Below are 16,408 nucleotides of genomic sequence, written 5' to 3'. Positions count from 1 at the left end.
TGGAAAGGAGGTGCCTCATGAAAAAAATCGTCCTGATCCGCCATGGGCAAAGCGTATGGAATGTCGAGAATCGGTTCACGGGCTGGACCGATGTGGACCTGTCAACGCAAGGTCTGGATGAAGCCCGGGAAGCCGGAGAAATCCTGAAAAAACACGGATACGTCTTCGACGCCGCCTATACCTCCGTCTTGAAACGCGCCATCCGAACCTTATGGATTATCCTTCACGAGATGGATCTCTTATGGATACCGGAGCAGAAAAGCTGGTTGCTGAACGAACGGCATTACGGCGCGCTGCAAGGGCTGAACAAGGCGGAAACCGCCGCCAAATACGGAGAGGAGCAGGTGCATTTATGGCGCAGATCGGTTGATGTCCGTCCTCCGGCACTCGATGTAACCGACCCGCGATACGTTGCTGCCGACCCTCGTTACATCGGACTCAAGGAAGGCGAGTTTCCGTTAACGGAAAACCTGGAAGACACGGAGGCACGGGTTCTGAGGTATTGGAACGCCGAAATCGCTCCCGCTGTTTCCTCCGGAAAACAGGTTATTATAGCCGCTCACGGGAACACGCTGCGGGCGTTGGTTAAATATTTGGACCAGATACCGCCGGACGGCATTGCAGATCTGAATATCCCGACAGGTATTCCGCTTGTGTACGAGCTGGATGATGAACTGAAGCCGATCCGCCATTACTATCTCGGCTGGGAAGGGCCGTATCCGAACGGCCAGATTCCGACGCATATCGCTCCTGCGACAAGGTGAAACGGCTTCGCCGTCCTTTAGCGGCGGAACGCGTTCAATCCGGAGAATTCTAAATAAGCAGTTGCATTCCCGTTGTCCATCTTCTACAATAGAATCCAATATTGCGTATAACCTCGGCAATACGGGCCGGGGGTTTCTACCGGGAACCGTAAACTCCCGATTACCAGCATGCTTCTTTCAGCATCGGCGGTAATCGGGAGTTTTTTTATTTTAGTATAAAAAAGGAGAGAATAGCTGTCATGCATACAAAAGACAAACTCACGAAACGAATCGACGTAGCAGCCAAACGCGCTGCGGCAGATCTTATTATACGAAACGGAAAAATCGTAAACGTGTTTACAGGCAGCATAATGTCCGGCGATATCGCAATCGCGGACGGAGTGATCGCGGGAATCGGCCGGTACACGGAAGGCTCGGAAGTCATTGACGCGGCAGGACAATGGATTATTCCCGGCTTAATTGACGGGCATGTGCATATCGAGAGTTCGATGCTGACGCCGCGCGAATTCGCGAAGGTTGTTCTGCAGCATGGAGTTACGGCCGTTGTGACCGACCCGCATGAAATGGCTAACGTGATGGGCAGCAAAGGGATACAATACATGCTTGACCAATCCGCAGGACTTCCCCTCGACATTTACGTCAATCTTCCGTCCTGCGTACCCTCTACCCCGTTCGAGACAAGCGGCGCAGCCTTAGAAGCGGAAGATCTTCGCCCGTTCTACGCGCACCCGAAAGTACTTGGCCTGGCTGAAGTGATGGACTTTCCCGCACTTGCAGCCGGCAGTCCCGGCATGATCAGCAAATTGGCTGACGCGAACGAGCTTCATGCGCATATCGACGGTCACGCCGCCGGCATTGACCGGGAACAGCTCAATCTCTATATGGCCGCGGGCATCCGCACGGATCATGAAGCGATTGACGCGGAAGAAGCAAGGCACCGGCTCGAGCTGGGCATGTATCTGATGATCCGCGAAGGTACCGTGGCCAAGGACCTGGAGGCGCTCCTTCCTGCCGTTAACACCGGGAACAGCCGGAGATGTCTGTTCGTAACGGATGATAAACTCATTGACGACCTGCTGGAGGAAGGAAGCGTCGACTACAGCATCCGTCTGGCCGTGAGCAAAGGGCTTGATCCGGTTACCGCCATTCAGATGGCGACCCTAAATGCCGCGGAATGCTTTGGTCTGCGCCGGCAAGGCGCCATTGCTCCCGGCTATAAAGCCGATCTTGTGATCGTTGATGATCTGGAGAAGCTGGCGATCAGCCAGGTATTTAAGGAAGGCGTATGCGTATTTCGCAACGAAACTCTTCAGGAGGAGGCCTTTTCCTCAAGCGCTGCGCAAGCTTCCCTGGAACCGATGCATTCATCCGATATAAAAGCGGGAATGAAGCCACTTCGGCCGGATGCTCTTGAGCTTCCGCTCGCGTCCGATACCTGCCATGTTATCGGGATTATTCCGAACTCTCTTGTGACCCGGCATTTGAAGGAACAGGTAGCAAGGGATGGGCAGCTGAAGTTCCTTCCTTCAACCGAACGCGACCAGCTTAAGCTCGCCGTCGTTGAACGTCATCACCGGACCGGCAATATCAGCCTTGCGGTTGTAAAGGGCTTTGGCCTCCGCAAAGGCGCGATCGTATCGTCGGTAGCCCATGATTCGCACAATATCATATGCGCAGGCGTAACCGATGAAGACATGCTGCTTGCTATCGGTCATGTGGCTGCGTTGAACGGCGGGCTCGCGGTTGTCGCGGACGGTGAAGTTCTTGCTTCCTTATCCCTGCCAGTCGGAGGCCTGCTGTCCGAACAAGGCTATAGCGAAGTGAATCAACAAATGCTTGGCCTCTATGCGGCGCTTCGCACGATTGGCGCACCGGATGCCTTCAACCCGTTCCTGACGTTATCCTTCCTGGCACTCCCGGTCATCCCCGAGCTCAAGATAACGGACAAGGGCTTGTTCGAATTCGCGTCAAACCGTCATATCGGAGTTCAAGCCTGATAGCGACACGTCTCCTCTGCTTGCTATAATAAGGTAAGGCATACAGCCTGCAGCACAGCCCTTATTTGTGAATTTTCATTATAAGAGGAGCGAAAATAGATGACTCGTTGGGTAGATCAATATATCCGGAATGAAGAGGAACAAGCCCGGGTATGGCAAGTAGATAAATTGGCGGCTGCTTTCGCGGAAAGAGCATCCCGGCACGACCGTGAAGGTTCGTTTCCGTTTGATAATTTTGCGGACTTGCGCGAGGCGGGATATTTGAAGCTTACGGTTCCCAAAGTATACGGCGGAGAAGAAATCTCCCTCTATGAGATGGTGATGCTGCAGGAAAGGCTGGCTTACGGCGACGGTTCTACCGCACTTGCGGTTGGCTGGCATATGGGACAAATGCTGCATCTGCGCACTTCACGAAAATGGCAGGAGCCTGTCTTCGCAGATCTATGCACGGCCGTTGTCAAAGACGGAGCGATGATCAACACCTTCGCCAGCGAAGCAGCTTCCGGCAGTCCCAGCCGGGGCGGCAGGCCCGAAACAACCGCAACCGCCGTCCCGGGAGGATGGCTTATATCCGGGCGCAAAACCTTTAGTACGTTGTCCTCCATCCTCGACCGGTTTGTCGTAACCGCTTATATTCCGGACGAGGACAGCGTTAGCGATTTCATGGTGAGCCGGGACGAGCAGGTCTCCATCATCGAAACGTGGGATACGCTTGGCATGCGCGCGACCGGAAGCCACGATGTTGTGCTGGATCAAGTCTTTGTTCCCGCCGATCACCGGCTTACCGGGAAAGGGAAGGATGACGGAGGCGGCTGGCTGCTGCATATTCCGGCCTGCTATCTTGGCATCGCGCTAGCTGCGAGAGATTATGCCCTGTCGTTCGCTAACTCCTATAAGCCCGGCCAGATGGATAAGCCGATCTCGTCTATTCCTTCCGTCCAGCATACGATTGGCCAGATGGAGCTTGAGCTTCGCACCGCCCATACGATGCTCTATTCGATCGCGGAACGCTGGGACCGGGAAACGGAAAACAGGCCAGCTTTGAAAGCTGACCTGGGTCTCGCGAAATACGCGGCTACCAATAATGCCATCAAGATTGTTGATCTGGCCATGCGGATCGTCGGCGGCACCAGCTTATCCCGTCAGCAGCCGCTCGAGCGTTATTACAGGGATGTCCGGGCCGGACTGCATAATCCGCCGATGGACAATGTCGTCATTCAAAATCTGGCGGCGACAGCTTTAAGCGAATTCGAATAAGATTCCCCAAGAGGCGCTAGAACAAATCGGCTTTGCCGAGTTTGAGCGCCTCTTTGTTTCCTTTGATGAAATATTCATGATCCCCGAAACGGCCCATGGCCTGACGGTCAGGCAGCCATACCCACTCATCGATTTCCGTCTGGCAGCGGTGTGCTCGGAACGCCGCAAGCTTCGCTTTTTTATAGCGGCTTACGTCAATCCGGGCAATCTCCTCCTGCGTGTAACCATAAGCCTCGGGATAGGCCAGCGAATCACCGAACGAAATGAAATACAAGGCTATCGCAAGTCCCGTGCGGGCAAGCGCTTCAATCGTAGCTTTGCCAATTGCGCAATGATCCGGATGCCCGCCCCATTTCTCATGAAAAGTAAGAATGGCATCGGGATTAATTTCCCGTATGAATCCGGCTATGCGGTCCGCCAATTGATCCGGATCCGCGAACTCCACCGTTTTATCGCGAATATCGAAGAAATGCAGATGCTTGACCCCGAGGCATTCGCACGCTTCCCGAAGCTCCTGCTCGCGGGCCGCGGCCATCGTCTCGCGGTTCAAATACGGCGGATTGCCCATTCGCCTGCCCATCTCGCCTCTTGTTGCGCTGACCAGCGTAATCTCCACGCCGCTGTCGGCATACTTCGCTAACGTACCGCCGCAAATAAAAGACTCGTCATCCGGATGGGCAAATACGGCGAGCAGCTTTCTTGGTTCTGTACTCATTCCGCAAACGGCTCCTTTCCGAGGTGCAGCGCAACATTCATTCGTCCTCTGTCATCGTAGCCGGTCAGCAGCAAGCGTCCTTCCGCATCAAGCTCGTAATGCGTGAGCGCTTCCATTCGCAGCCAGCCAATTTCATCGAATCGCAAAGCGATCCGGAACGGCCCCTCCCCGGCTGTAAAAGCCTGCGTAAGCTTCATCTTGAAGTTCCGCACAAAAACGTAGGATGTTGCTTCGCTATGGACGTAAATCTCTTCCCCAGTAAACGTTCGCAGCAAATCCTCTACTTCTAATGGATTTATCGGATTCATGATTGCATCTCCCCGGACTCTTCCTTCGATTCCCGCTTCAGCCTTTCCAGACATGCTTGGCATACGCAGGCTTTTCCCATTAATTCAGACGGAATCTGTTCAAACACCTTTTGCGGAAAAACCTCTTTGCTGCACCAGCATTCCCCGGCCGGCAGTCCTTGCAGATTGCCGCATTGATTGTTCCCCTTGCAGATCGGACATTCGTTTGCCATCGCTTTGTTTCCCTCTCCTTATGAGAAAACCTCTATCGTAAAAAGACTATCCGAGCGTTCCTCCCAAGCTGGAGCTGCGGATAGTCAGGATTCCCATCATTAGCCTTGCGGCTTCGGCTCCGTGCTGATCTGCCATTTGATGCCGAATTTGTCTTCTACCCGGCCAAACAGCGTACCCCAGAACTGCTTCTCCAGCGGCATGATCACCCGTCCGCCTTCCGACAGGTTGGCGAAGGCTTGCTGAGCTTCCTCGTCCGTCTTGAATTCGAGGTTCAGATCAAAGCTCGTACTGCGTCCCGGAGGCTCGTGCATCGTATCGGCAATGTAGAAGGTAACATCTGCGGCTTGAAAAACCATATGTATGATTTTGTCCTTCATCGATTCGTCCGTACCCGGAGCTTGCCCATACGTCATTTGATCGATGATTTTACCGCCAAGAGCCTGCACGTAAAATCCGGCTTGCGTTTTCGCGTCCTCGGAGTAAAAATACGGTGTGAGCTTTGCCATCTGACTATGCACTTCCTTTGTCGATAATGATCTTGCCCACTTATTCTAACCCACAACTCATTGTTTTTCGAGCAGGTTTACTAAAAAACAGGAAAAACCGTGCAGGCGCTAAGCCTGCACGGTTTTGAGCAGTCCTATTCGTTTTTACAACGCCCTCACGGGCTCCTTCTCGCTCAGCGTTCTAAGATAGTTGGCGATAACCCTGGCCAGCTGCTCGGGAGCTTCGACCAGACTCATATGCGCGACGCCTTCGAACGTATTTTCCTGAATATGCGGATATTCATAGGTTGTCTTCGGCGTCTCTTTTTCATTGACGGAGAAGGTATCGTCCGGGGATACAACCTCATCCTCCGCGCCGGCGACAAGCAGAATCGGGTACTTGGCTTCATGCAGCATCGCGCTTCGGTCCGGCCTCATCATCATGCCTTCAAGCGTATGAATAGCTCCCTTTGCAGACATGTTGAGTCCGGCCTCTTTAACCTTTTCCACCTCATCAGGCATATCTTGCCTCTTGGATTCCTTGAACAGCTTCGGAATCAGCTCGTGTACGTAAGGCTCGATCCCTTCCTTCTGGATGAAGGAGATATCCTGGTACCTTTTCCTCTTCACTTCTTCCGTGTCCGGCAGGGCGGTGGAATGAATCAGTCCGAAACCGGCCAGCTTGTCAGGGTATTTATCCGCAATGGCGAGCGTTACATAGCCGCCTAGAGAATGGCCGAATACAACGGTTTTCTCGATTCCAAGCTTTTCGATCAATGCATTTATATCATCGGCCATTACTTCCATCGTATACACATTGTCTGGTGCCGATGTCTCGCCATGGCCCCTCAGCTGCGGCATAATTACACGGTAGTGATCGGTCAGCAGCGGACAAACATTATGCCAATAATGGGACGATCCGCAAAAACCGTGAAGCAGAATAATCGCTTTTTCGTTTTCCTGTCCACATTCTTCGTATACCATATCGATGCCATTGACATTTACCTTATGCTTATCCATCGATCCCACATCCTTTTCGATTTGAAATGCTATCATGTCATTACTTAACCAGCTAACGATGGGTTGAAACATTATTATCAGACAATTCTGAATTTATTTGCTCAAAACAAAAAAACAGCCCTGGAGCGCTTAGCTCCAGAGCTGTTCTTCGCTGCATTACTTCGATACCGTTTTATTGTAGATATCGATTTTCTCCGTAATTTGTTTTGCTGCGCCGTCAAGCGCAGCCTTAACGTCCTTCTTGCCCGTGAACACTTCTTCAATCGCGCCTTCCACCGTCTGACGAGCGTCAGGGAACACGCCCATTACGGCGCCTTGGCTTGCCGTGCTTGGCTTGGAGGCATGAAGCTGGTCAACAGCGGTCTGGAACTGCGGATATTTCGCCAGGTTATCCTTTACAATCTGCTCGTCGTAAGCCTTTGTCGTAATCGGGAAATAACCGGTATTGATATGCCATTCCGCTTGCACGGCCGGCTCAGCCAGGTATTTCATGAATTCCCAAGCGGCCTTCTGCTCTTCCGCCGGCTTGTTGTTCAGAATCCAGTTGCTCGCGCCGCCGATGACAACGCCGCCTTCGGAGGAAGCGTTTGGCTTAGGCAGGAAAGCCGTGCCTACTTCGAACTTGCCCGCCGCGCCGTCAACAATGCCGCGCAGCGAAGCCGTCGAGTCCAGCGTCATGGCGATTTGGCCGGCCAGGAACGCTTTTTTCGTGTCATCCGTTTTGCGTCCAAGATTCAGAACCGATTTATTGTCGACCATGCCTTTCCACCAAGTGAGCGTATTTACGGCTGCTTCCTGATTTACGAGCGATTCCGTAGCGGCGCTCTCGCGGCCGTTCCCGTTATTGATAAGGTCCTTGCCTTGATTAGCCAGAAGCTGCTCCATAAACCAGCCGTAGATGGCGAAGGATGCTCCCGTCACGCCGTTCCCGGTCAATTTTTTAGCGTCGGCTGCTACTTCTTCGTATGTCGCAGGCGGCTTGTTTGGATCAAGACCGGCTTTTTCGAACAGGTCCTTGTTATAGTAAAGAATCGGATTGGAGGTGTTGAAGGGCATGGAGTACTGCTTGCCGTCAAACGTATAGTATTTAGCAATATTCGGCTCCAACGATGACAAGTCGTACTTCTCTTCGTCAATGAACTGCTGCACCGGCGTAACGGCGCCGGAATCGATCATGAATTTCGAACCGATCTCGTACACCTGGATTAAGGAAGGACCCGACTTCGAATCCATGGAAGCCTTCAGCTTGTTCAAGCTCTCGTCGTAGGTACCCTGGAAAACGCCTTCTACCTTAATATCGGGATGCGAAGCGTTGAAATCGCTGACCAGCTTGTCCACGGCTGTGCCGAGCTCGCCGCTCATGGAATGCCACCAGACTACTTTGACAGGCTCTTTGGCCGGTTCGGTGGATGCTGCGCCCGCATTGGCGCTGGTCTCCGTATTGGAAGCCGAGACGGTAGGCGACGGTTCGTTACCTCCGTTATTCGGATTCGATGCGCAGGCTGATAAAGGCAGCACGAGCATAGCCGCCACAGGCAATACCATTTTCCAATTGCGTTTAACCATGGTTTCTTTTCTCTCCCTTGAAATAATGTTTTCTATATGGCAAGTCCGATTGGACAAGTACCCGGGTAAGATCAACCCTTCATCGCGCCGGCCGTAATTCCCCGCACAAGCGGCTTCAGGCCGAGTGCCAGCAGGACAAACGACGGAACCAACACAAGCGCGACTCCGCACAGCACCAGATTCCAGCTTGTCAGCTCCTCGAACTGGAGCATCGCGATTCCGATCTGTACCGTTCGCATGGCGTCGCTGCTTGTAACGAGCAGCGGCCACAAGTATTGATTCCATCCGTTCAGGAATACATACACCGCAAGCGATGCGGCAGCCGGGCCGGATAAGGGAAGCACGATAGACGTGAAATGGCGGAAATGCCCGCAGCCGTCGATGCGTGCCGCTTCAAAAAGCTCGCGCGGCAGCTGCATGAAGAACTGGCGAAGCAGGAACACGCCAAACGCCGAAGCGGCAAACGGTACGATAAGCCCTTGAAACGAATCGAGCCATCCCCAGCTTTTGACGGTCAAATAATTGGGAATAATCGTAACTTCCCATGGAATCATCATGGTGCTGATAAATAAAGCGAACCAGAACCGGCTGCCGGCGAACCGGATATACACAAATGCGTAAGCGGCCAGCGCCGCCGTCAGCACCTGAAGAACCATAATTGAGACCGCCAGAACAAAGCTGTTGAGAATAAAGCCGAATATCGGCACGGTATCGATGGCGTTCTTCAGCTCCCCCGTGTGAAGACCCGAAGGAAGAAGCTTGGGCGGAAATTGGCTTGCTTCGTCCGGCGTCATGAAGATTTGGGCAAGCAAGTAAAGCAGCGGTGCCAGCACTAACAGCGACAGCAGGACGAGCAGGCCGTAAAGGCTGAATAAGCGGTATGGACTGCGCGGATGACCGAAAGCCTTCACTGGTAATGCACCTTCTTTCCGAGGACTAGAAATTGTACGGCCGTCAGCAGAAGCATCAGAATAAACAGGACGATCGCCAGCGCGCTGCCGGTGCCGAACTGATAGTTGATAAAGGCTTCACGGTAGATGGAGTACACCAGCACATCGGTTGAACCCGCCGGTCCTCCCCTGGTCAAAATATTGATTTGTCCGAATGATTGGAAGGCGCTCATGATCGACACAACCGCTAGGAAGAAAAGAGTTGGCGACAGCAGCGGAAGCTTGATCGAGAAAAACGTTCTCCACATGGATGCGCCGTCGATTCGCGAGCTGTCCATGATATCGTTATCCAGCCCCTGAATAGCTGCCAGAAGCAGGACGAACGGAAATCCGGAGTTCATCCATACCGTCATAAGAGAGACGGAATCAAGCGCCGCACCCGGATCGGTCAGCCATTGGACTTGTCCGAAGCCGATCTGCCCAAGCAAATAGTTGAGCATGCCTAGCGACGGGTGGTACAGAATCATCCACAGAATGGATGCCGTACCGACGGAGAGCGCCAGCGGAAGCGAGAAAATAAAGCGGAACAGCTTGCTCCCTTTGCCTGCGGAGTGAACAAGGCTGGCGCATAGCAGGCCGAGGATAAGACCGGCTGGCACTGTCATCAGAGTGAATTTCACCGTGATCCAGAGGCTGTTCCAGAAGGCGGATGATTCCATCATGCGCGAATAATTGTCCCATCCGGCATAGGCGGCCACCCTGCCGCGGGGGTCGGTAAGTTGAAAACTCAGATAAACGGAGCGAGCCATCGGATAGAAGAAGAACAGGATGAATATAGCCACGCTTGGCGCCAAAAACAGGTACCCGAGGAGATGCTCCCGTATTCTTCTCAGCATGCCCGCGTTGATCCGGCTGCCAGGCGCTGCCGCGGATGCCGGAGACAAGACCGGCTTGGATTTGTCTGAATAGAGTGACGAATTCATATGTGGCTACAACCGCCCTTTCAAGAAATTGCTGAACCTGATATGGCTTGGCAAGTCCAAGAATAACCGCCATTTGTAACTCCTATGTCAGCGTTTTATTAAGATTAGGAAATGTGATAACGCTTACTTGAAAATAAACCTGTCTTTCTAAAGATTTTCTTTAGATTTATAATCAATGAGGGACAGGTTAACCGTCCCAACCTATAATGAAGGCAAGCGATAGGGTAATCCATTGGATGTCGTTGGAGCCAGACTGGGAGGGATCTTAAGAATGTCGAGGGAAATCGAGCCAAATATTCATGCAAGCAGCCCCATTGTCATTGGACATAGAGGCGCAGCCGGAGAAGCACCCGAGAATACGCTAGCAAGCTTCAGGCTTGCGGCCGAGCAAGGCAGCCATATGGTAGAGCTGGATATTCACTTGTCGGAGGACGGCAAGCTTATTGTCTGCCATGACGATACGCTGGACCGGACTACGGATAGCTCCGGAGCGATCCGCTTGCTGCATTCGGAAGTCATCCGTAAGGCGGATGCGGGAAGCTGGTTCTCGCCTTCTTTTGCCGGCGAGAAAGTTCCGTTCCTGGAGGAAGTATACGATTTGCTGCCCGAACAGATCGAAATCAATGTCGAAGTCAAGGATTCCGCAGGCTCCCTTCTCGACCAGGTACTGCTGGATTATCTCCGCGGCGAAGGCCGCCTGGAGCGCACCGTTGTCTCTTCGTTCGATCATAAGCTGCTTCTAAGGCTGAAGCAGGCAGAGCCGGAGCTCCGTATCGGACTGCTCTATGCCGCCGACCTCATTCATCATGCTACGTACGCGGCGCTGCTGGAGACGGAGGTATGGTCTCTTCATCCCCATCATGGCCATATCGGAGCCCGGGATACCGAGGACGCCCTCGCGGCCGGACTTCAGATCTATCCTTACACGGCCAATCATCCCGCCGAATGGGACAAGCTGATTTCCATCGGCGTAACGGGCATTATCACCGATTTTCCGGGTCTCTTGAACGAGCATCTTAACCGAATTTAATCGCCTGGCATGTCAAACAGCCCGCAGGGATAATCCCCTGCAGGCTGTTTTTTATTTGACTATTAATGAAGTAAAATACTTGACCGACTTTTTGCGAAAGAAGATGTTTCACCTTCCGCTATCATGGTTAAATACCTATCAAGCAAGACAAGCAAGACAGACAAAACAAGCAAGTATCCAATCGAAAGAAAGGTGATTCATATGTTAGGATGGGCTCTACTCTTCTTTATCTTCGCAGTCGTCGCTGGCCTGTTCGGATTTCTGGGCATCGCCTCCGCGCTTGCGGGTATTGCGAAAATTCTATTCGTGGTCTTTATCGTCCTCTTTATCGCTTCTCTGATACTGGGACGAAGACGAGCATAACCCGCAAGCATCGTAACACCACCAATTTCATTAAAATCGAGGAGGAATTACAATGACAACTCAAACCATGACGACAAGAGTACACACGGTCAACAACATGCTGGAAGTACAGGAGCAGGTTCACCGCTTCGAACGTGACGGCTATGCGAGAGAGAATATCTTTGTACTGACTCACGATAAAGACCGTACGGAACGCATTGCCAAAAATACCAACGCCGAGCAAATCACCGTAGCGGCGGAGGGCGTCGGAACGGCTATCGCCAACATTTTCCGCTCCACCGGCAATGAGCTTCGCGCCAAGATGAGATCGCTTGGGATCTCGAAGCAATACGCGGAGCATCTGGAAAAAGAGATGGACAGGGATAAAATTCTGGTTATCGCTTGGGGCGGCAAAGAGTATAAGGATGACGAATACGACTCCTCCGTCTACTACTATCCGGAATACCGTTTATAACCGAGCAATCCAAAATCAAAGGCCTACTCCTACGGGTAGGTCTTTGATCTATGGTATAGTGTTAAAAGAATAGAAGCAAAGAAAGGAGTGCTCCCGGATGAGTATTATCATTGTTGACGATAACGCGACCAACCAGCTTATCATACAGACCATCCTGAATAAGGCCGGTTATCGGAATCTATTAACGGCCTCGTCAGCCCATGAGCTTTACGATATGCTTGGCACAGGAGGCTCCGCTACCTCAGCAGACCTGGATGTCGAGCTCATTCTGATGGATATGATGATGCCGGACATCGACGGAATCGAAGCATGCCGCACGGTATTGCGGGACTGCCGTTACAAAGACATCCCCATCATATTCGTAACCGCGGTTGGCGATTCGAACAAAATGGCCGAAGCACTCGATGCCGGAGCCTGCGATTACGTCATGAAGCCGATCAACCGCATGGAACTGCTTGCCCGCATCCGCTCGGCGATGCGGCTGAAGCAGGAAATCGACCGGCACAAAGAACGCGACAAAAATATGAGATATAATCTGGAGCTGGCCAAGCAGGTGCAGCTCAGCGTGCTCAGCACGGAGATTGACGATGAGAATATGCGGATTAACGCCGTCTACCAGCCTTCTTCGGAGCTGGCGGGGGATTTCTATAATTGGTATCGGATCGACAAGAACCGATACGGCGTAATCCTTCTGGATATGATGGGCCACGGCATCTCCTCTTCCCTTGTCTGCATGTACATTTCGTCCGTGCTTCGGGATACGATAACGCGCATAAACGATATGGAACAAGTGATGCATGAGCTTAACCGTTACATGAATCAGCTGCATATCAAGGATGAACTGATGAACTACTATTTTACCGCCATTTATTTGGTGCTTGACGTGGAGAACAAAACGATTGAATACGTTAATGCAGGCCATCCCCCGGGAATCGCCTTCCTGGACGGCCAGCCCGCCTTGCTTGAGCCTTGCTGCAGCGCTATCGGTTTATTTAATAAGCTGAAGGTAAGCAAAGGCAGTCTTCAATATGAGCGGGATGCAAGAATCGTCTTGTATACGGACGGATTAACCGACGGTATTGCAGCGTTAACCGGTGAGGAGCCCTCCAACGAAACGTTAATCGATTGGATGGGAAATAATGATCAATTAGATCCATCGGAGCTTGTAGCCGCCATGATCCCGCAGGATAGCGGCACCGTGCAGAAGGACGATATTTGTCTTGTAACCTTGTATACGAAATAATTTTTTACTCCAGCCTGTTTCAACTGCCCACTGCCCGGGTATTTGATAGTAAAGCAAATGACAACGGCTGGAGGGATAACTTATGAAGAATGCATTTATAGCATGTTACCTTGCAGGAGGAATTATCGGCGTCGTGCCGCTTGCTTACATGTCTCTTCCCCATCCCGTGCAAGAGCCGCAGGCAACGACCACGGGAGCAGCTTCCGAATGGGCGACCGTCTCGCATGCGGACTATACGGTATCCGACTTCCGGCTGCAATCCGTCAACGGGCTTTCTCTTTACGATGATAAAATAACCGTCGAACGCATGCTCGGCGAACCGAACCAAATCAACCAAGATGAATGGTTAACGGAGATGGAAACCTACGAATATCCCAATATGGACATCGTATTCCGTGACGGCATCATGGATGAAATCAAGGTAAGCGGCAGCGCAAGCACCATCTGGATCGATGACGAAGAAATCCCTGTCTCGATCGAAGCGTTAGTCGACGCGCTCGGCGAACCTGATTATAAGGCAGAGGACGGTATTGTATACGAACGCCGGGAGAATGTCCTGAAGCTGTTTATCAACTACGATACCGGAACTCTTGAATCTATCGCTTATTACCATATCTCCTCCGTCTAACGGAGGACTATCTTAATATAAGGATCGGAGTGGATGAAATGAAGTCTCAGCAATTCCAGATTGAGCAAAAGGAAACAAACGACAGCTATATTTTATCGCTTGGCGGAGAGCTCGACCTATCGGTCGTTACTCAGCTTAGAGCCGCGTTGGAGCCGCTGATGGAGCGGACGGACCGCGGTCTCGTGCTTAATCTTCGCGATTTGAAATACATCGACAGCACGGGCATCGGCATTATCGTATCCGTGCTCAAATACCGTGACGGCATTAATGCGCCATTCTCGGTCAAAGATATTCCCCCGTCCATTCAACGTTTGTTTGATTTGACGGGCATATCCGGTTATTTATCGGAAGGGACACAGGGATAATCATGATAAGATTACAAATCCCTTCCCATGCCGATTATATCGATATCGTTAGAGTGTGCCTTTACGGTATTGCGTCCAAGCTGAATTTCTCCTACGAAGACATCGAAGATATGAAGGTCGCGGTATCCGAAGCTTGCACGAATGCCGTGCTGCATGGAGGCTCCGAGAAGGAAGGCGGCAGCCTGATTGACGTTACCTTTCAGCCCTCGGAAGCAGGGATCACGATTACTGTCAAAAATGAGGGCCCTCCATTCGAGCATTCCGAAACCGAAACTGGAACTGGCAGCCCTCCCCTGCAGGGGATCGAAATCAGCGAGCTGCCGGTCGGAGGCCTCGGCATTTATTTGATGGAGGCTCTCATGGATGAAGTATCCGTGCAGTCAACTGACAGCTGCACCGAAGTGATTCTAACCAAATACGTCAGTGAATAACAAAGACCGGCGAATGTTCGCCGGTCTTTGTATTTACCTCAATGGAATTTAATACTTTCACTTCACGTTGCTCATATAGGTGGAGTAAGCCTTCTGGACATAACCTATAAATTCATTCCATCCCGCTTTGTCCAGCTCCTTCAAGTAATTATCCCAATCCTTGTCGACGCCTCCGTCGGTAATCCACTTGCGTCGGTTATTATCTATAACACCGTATACTTGGGCGGCAAGTATAGCCATGCGGTCTGACGTTGCAGGGTCATAGAACAAAGTGTTCGGAATATAAGGATCATTCAGGTGTTTGTCTACGAATCCAATCGCCTTCATATCATTCAGAAGCCTTTGAGCATCCTGCGGGTATTCAACCACCTTGTCGTAATAATCCTTCAAAACCGCAACAGGCGAATTGCCCCCGATTGTATTGCGGCCCCGCATTTCGCTGTAGGTTTCCAATCCATCCTTAAGCGTATCAAATACCATAACGCCCTTATCGTTCAGCTTATATTGATAGCCAAGCGGTCCCCAGTTGGTTTGTACGGACCACGATGGATCGTATAAACCGTCTGCCCATTTCAATATGGTTTTCGGATCCTTCGCATCCTTCGTCAATACAAGCGCTACGGGATTATGCATTTCCGAGTAATTCTCGCGAGTGCCCATTTCCCCGCCCGGCCCTTTCAGATACGGAACCGCCACGTAATCTTTAGCCCGGTCCGCCCCCACTACGTCGCTGATCGAGAAGGTCATAAGCGAACCGACAATAACGTCCGGATTCGTCAGCTTCGCCTGCATTTTGGGGCCGTCCGTAATAAGGAACTCCGGATCGATTAATCCATCCATATACATTTGATGCAAATATTCAACGCCGGTCTTATAGGCATCGGTTGTTGCCGTACTGAACACTTTGCCGTTTGCATCCACGCTTAGACTATCGCTTCGGTCTGCCTGCCCCCATAAGCCAAACCATTGTCCAAAATCGTTAGCGTTCCGGCCGAAGCTGCCAATCCCCGAATGGGCATCCTTATTCGCCAAGGCCAGACCAATTTCATCCGCTTTGCCGTTTCCGTTCGGATCCATCGTCACGAATTTTTTAAGCGTATCCCGGTACTCGTCAATCGTAGTTGGCATCGGCAGACCAAGCTTATCCAGCCAAGGCTTGTAAATATGCAAAATCCCTTGGTTCGCTACGAGGCCAAACATTTCCTCAATATAAGGCAAGCCGTAAATATGACCGTCCGGAGCGGTAATTTGCGCTTTATATTCCGGTCTTTGCTCCAGCATTTTAGAGAAATTCGGCATATCTTGAATGTAATCTTCCAGCGGGAGAAATAGATTTTGGGCGGAATACTTCATAACCATATTCGTGTTTAACGTGCCAAGAAAAGCGTCGGGCAGCTTATTGGTAGACAGCATCAGATTAACCTTTTCGGAAGCGGACTCACCGGGAATCTCTTCCCAATTAATGTTGATGCCTGATACCTTCGTATAGTTCTTGTACCAAATCATGTCTTTAGCCGGCAGATTGCGGGGGTCCTTGGCACGTACGATTTTGATCGTACCGCCGGTTGCCTTCCCGCTTCCTGCATCGCTGCCCGAAGCAGACGGTTGATTGTCTTTACTGCCGCTGCAGCCTGACAGTACCCCTCCCGCCAACGCAATCGTACCTAACAGCAACAATGTTTTTCTCATTAATCGA

General features: G+C 51.6%; 19 protein-coding genes and 1 riboswitch. Of the genes, 10 read left to right on the top strand and 9 right to left on the bottom strand.

The window, feature by feature from the left end; all coding sequences use genetic code 11:
- Positions 1-17 precede the first annotated feature (17 nt).
- The 3 genes from gpmA (at position 18) to ACR9FF_RS08865 (ending at position 4,018) form a co-directional block, all read left to right on the top strand.
- The gene (gene gpmA / locus ACR9FF_RS08875) at positions 18-764 is read left to right on the top strand and encodes a 2,3-diphosphoglycerate-dependent phosphoglycerate mutase (protein ID WP_435170418.1); all 747 of its coding nucleotides are present in this window, start codon (positions 18-20) and stop codon (positions 762-764) included.
- A gap of 85 nt (positions 765-849) precedes the next feature.
- A riboswitch (purine riboswitch) is annotated at positions 850-947 on the top strand.
- A gap of 56 nt (positions 948-1,003) precedes the next feature.
- Complete coding sequence (ade, locus tag ACR9FF_RS08870) at positions 1,004-2,761, top strand: adenine deaminase (protein ID WP_435170416.1); 1,758 nt, start codon at positions 1,004-1,006, stop codon at positions 2,759-2,761.
- A 99-nt stretch (positions 2,762-2,860) separates the two neighbouring features.
- Positions 2,861-4,018: an acyl-CoA dehydrogenase family protein gene (locus ACR9FF_RS08865; RefSeq protein ID WP_435170414.1), complete on the top strand. Its 1,158-nt coding sequence runs from the start codon at positions 2,861-2,863 to the stop codon at positions 4,016-4,018.
- Positions 4,019-4,034: 16 nt separating this feature from the next.
- Here ACR9FF_RS08865 and ACR9FF_RS08860 read toward each other — a convergent pair whose 3' ends face one another.
- The 8 genes from ACR9FF_RS08860 to ACR9FF_RS08825 form a co-directional block, all read right to left on the bottom strand.
- Positions 4,035-4,733: a PIG-L family deacetylase gene (locus ACR9FF_RS08860; RefSeq protein WP_435170412.1), complete on the bottom strand. Its 699-nt coding sequence runs from the start codon at positions 4,731-4,733 to the stop codon at positions 4,035-4,037.
- On the bottom strand, positions 4,730-5,041 hold the full coding sequence (locus ACR9FF_RS08855) for a DUF1806 family protein (protein ID WP_435170410.1): 312 nt from the start codon (positions 5,039-5,041) through the stop codon (positions 4,730-4,732). Before ACR9FF_RS08855 ends, ACR9FF_RS08860 begins: the two co-directional genes overlap by 4 nt.
- A complete protein-coding gene (locus ACR9FF_RS08850) occupies positions 5,038-5,253 on the bottom strand; it encodes a cysteine-rich CWC family protein (protein WP_435170408.1) in 216 nt (71 codons plus the stop codon). The genes ACR9FF_RS08855 and ACR9FF_RS08850 overlap by 4 nt, the downstream gene beginning before the upstream one ends.
- A gap of 99 nt (positions 5,254-5,352) precedes the next feature.
- Positions 5,353-5,760, bottom strand: coding sequence for a VOC family protein (locus tag ACR9FF_RS08845; protein WP_435170406.1), 408 nt, complete (start codon positions 5,758-5,760; stop codon positions 5,353-5,355).
- A gap of 144 nt (positions 5,761-5,904) precedes the next feature.
- Positions 5,905-6,759, bottom strand: a complete 855-nt coding sequence (locus ACR9FF_RS08840) for an alpha/beta fold hydrolase (RefSeq protein ID WP_201004434.1) — start codon at positions 6,757-6,759, stop codon at positions 5,905-5,907.
- Between the two features lie 156 nt (positions 6,760-6,915).
- Entirely contained in the window at positions 6,916-8,325 is a 1,410-nt protein-coding gene (locus tag ACR9FF_RS08835) for an ABC transporter substrate-binding protein (protein ID WP_435170404.1), read from the bottom strand.
- Between the two features lie 71 nt (positions 8,326-8,396).
- Entirely contained in the window at positions 8,397-9,236 is an 840-nt protein-coding gene (locus ACR9FF_RS08830) for a carbohydrate ABC transporter permease (protein ID WP_435170402.1), read from the bottom strand.
- Positions 9,233-10,198, bottom strand: a complete 966-nt coding sequence (locus ACR9FF_RS08825) for a carbohydrate ABC transporter permease (protein ID WP_435170400.1) — start codon at positions 10,196-10,198, stop codon at positions 9,233-9,235. The genes ACR9FF_RS08830 and ACR9FF_RS08825 overlap by 4 nt, the downstream gene beginning before the upstream one ends.
- A 271-nt stretch (positions 10,199-10,469) precedes the next feature.
- Between ACR9FF_RS08825 and ACR9FF_RS08820 the strand changes: the two genes are divergently transcribed.
- From ACR9FF_RS08820 to ACR9FF_RS08790, 7 genes are all read left to right on the top strand, one after another.
- Positions 10,470-11,228 (top strand): glycerophosphodiester phosphodiesterase, encoded by a 759-nt coding sequence (locus ACR9FF_RS08820; protein WP_435170398.1) that lies wholly within the window; start codon positions 10,470-10,472, stop codon positions 11,226-11,228.
- 201 nt (positions 11,229-11,429) lie between these two features.
- Entirely contained in the window at positions 11,430-11,591 is a 162-nt protein-coding gene (locus ACR9FF_RS08815; RefSeq protein WP_127495974.1) for a DUF1328 domain-containing protein, read from the top strand.
- A 52-nt stretch (positions 11,592-11,643) separates the two neighbouring features.
- Positions 11,644-12,045: a general stress protein gene (locus ACR9FF_RS08810; protein ID WP_248757175.1), complete on the top strand. Its 402-nt coding sequence runs from the start codon at positions 11,644-11,646 to the stop codon at positions 12,043-12,045.
- Between the two features lie 97 nt (positions 12,046-12,142).
- On the top strand, positions 12,143-13,288 hold the full coding sequence (locus ACR9FF_RS08805) for a SpoIIE family protein phosphatase (RefSeq protein ID WP_435170395.1): 1,146 nt from the start codon (positions 12,143-12,145) through the stop codon (positions 13,286-13,288).
- 82 nt (positions 13,289-13,370) lie between these two features.
- Positions 13,371-13,916 (top strand): hypothetical protein, encoded by a 546-nt coding sequence (locus ACR9FF_RS08800; protein ID WP_435170393.1) that lies wholly within the window; start codon positions 13,371-13,373, stop codon positions 13,914-13,916.
- Positions 13,917-13,954: 38 nt separating this feature from the next.
- Positions 13,955-14,281 (top strand): STAS domain-containing protein, encoded by a 327-nt coding sequence (locus ACR9FF_RS08795; protein WP_127495978.1) that lies wholly within the window; start codon positions 13,955-13,957, stop codon positions 14,279-14,281.
- A gap of 2 nt (positions 14,282-14,283) precedes the next feature.
- A complete protein-coding gene (locus ACR9FF_RS08790; protein WP_201004419.1) occupies positions 14,284-14,712 on the top strand; it encodes an ATP-binding protein in 429 nt (142 codons plus the stop codon).
- Between the two features lie 57 nt (positions 14,713-14,769).
- Here ACR9FF_RS08790 and ACR9FF_RS08785 read toward each other — a convergent pair whose 3' ends face one another.
- Positions 14,770-16,401 carry an extracellular solute-binding protein gene (locus tag ACR9FF_RS08785; RefSeq protein ID WP_435170391.1) on the bottom strand — a complete coding sequence of 544 codons (1,632 nt, stop codon included), beginning with the start codon at positions 16,399-16,401 and terminating at the stop codon, positions 14,770-14,772.
- Between the last annotated feature and the right edge of the window lie 7 nt (positions 16,402-16,408).

The organism is Paenibacillus glycanilyticus (genome assembly GCF_051200795.1).
In the GTDB taxonomy this organism is placed as follows: domain Bacteria; phylum Bacillota; class Bacilli; order Paenibacillales; family Paenibacillaceae; genus Pristimantibacillus; species Pristimantibacillus glycanilyticus.
The sequence above is the reverse complement of the archived record's forward strand: the minus strand, read 5'-3'. Positions and strand labels throughout refer to the sequence as shown.

Coding starts and splice junctions, on each gene's coding strand:
- gpmA (WP_435170418.1), top strand. CDS start 18: ATGAAAAAAATCGTCCTGATCCGCCATGGGCAAAGCGTATGGAATGTC.
- ade (WP_435170416.1), top strand. CDS start 1,004: ATGCATACAAAAGACAAACTCACGAAACGAATCGACGTAGCAGCCAAA.
- ACR9FF_RS08865 (WP_435170414.1), top strand. CDS start 2,861: ATGACTCGTTGGGTAGATCAATATATCCGGAATGAAGAGGAACAAGCC.
- ACR9FF_RS08860 (WP_435170412.1), bottom strand. CDS start 4,733: ATGAGTACAGAACCAAGAAAGCTGCTCGCCGTATTTGCCCATCCGGAT.
- ACR9FF_RS08855 (WP_435170410.1), bottom strand. CDS start 5,041: ATGAATCCGATAAATCCATTAGAAGTAGAGGATTTGCTGCGAACGTTT.
- ACR9FF_RS08850 (WP_435170408.1), bottom strand. CDS start 5,253: ATGGCAAACGAATGTCCGATCTGCAAGGGGAACAATCAATGCGGCAAT.
- ACR9FF_RS08845 (WP_435170406.1), bottom strand. CDS start 5,760: ATGGCAAAGCTCACACCGTATTTTTACTCCGAGGACGCGAAAACGCAA.
- ACR9FF_RS08840 (WP_201004434.1), bottom strand. CDS start 6,759: ATGGATAAGCATAAGGTAAATGTCAATGGCATCGATATGGTATACGAA.
- ACR9FF_RS08835 (WP_435170404.1), bottom strand. CDS start 8,325: ATGGTTAAACGCAATTGGAAAATGGTATTGCCTGTGGCGGCTATGCTC.
- ACR9FF_RS08825 (WP_435170400.1), bottom strand. CDS start 10,198: ATGAATTCGTCACTCTATTCAGACAAATCCAAGCCGGTCTTGTCTCCG.
- ACR9FF_RS08820 (WP_435170398.1), top strand. CDS start 10,470: ATGTCGAGGGAAATCGAGCCAAATATTCATGCAAGCAGCCCCATTGTC.
- ACR9FF_RS08815 (WP_127495974.1), top strand. CDS start 11,430: ATGTTAGGATGGGCTCTACTCTTCTTTATCTTCGCAGTCGTCGCTGGC.
- ACR9FF_RS08810 (WP_248757175.1), top strand. CDS start 11,644: ATGACAACTCAAACCATGACGACAAGAGTACACACGGTCAACAACATG.
- ACR9FF_RS08805 (WP_435170395.1), top strand. CDS start 12,143: ATGAGTATTATCATTGTTGACGATAACGCGACCAACCAGCTTATCATA.
- ACR9FF_RS08800 (WP_435170393.1), top strand. CDS start 13,371: ATGAAGAATGCATTTATAGCATGTTACCTTGCAGGAGGAATTATCGGC.
- ACR9FF_RS08795 (WP_127495978.1), top strand. CDS start 13,955: ATGAAGTCTCAGCAATTCCAGATTGAGCAAAAGGAAACAAACGACAGC.
- ACR9FF_RS08790 (WP_201004419.1), top strand. CDS start 14,284: ATGATAAGATTACAAATCCCTTCCCATGCCGATTATATCGATATCGTT.
- ACR9FF_RS08785 (WP_435170391.1), bottom strand. CDS start 16,401: ATGAGAAAAACATTGTTGCTGTTAGGTACGATTGCGTTGGCGGGAGGG.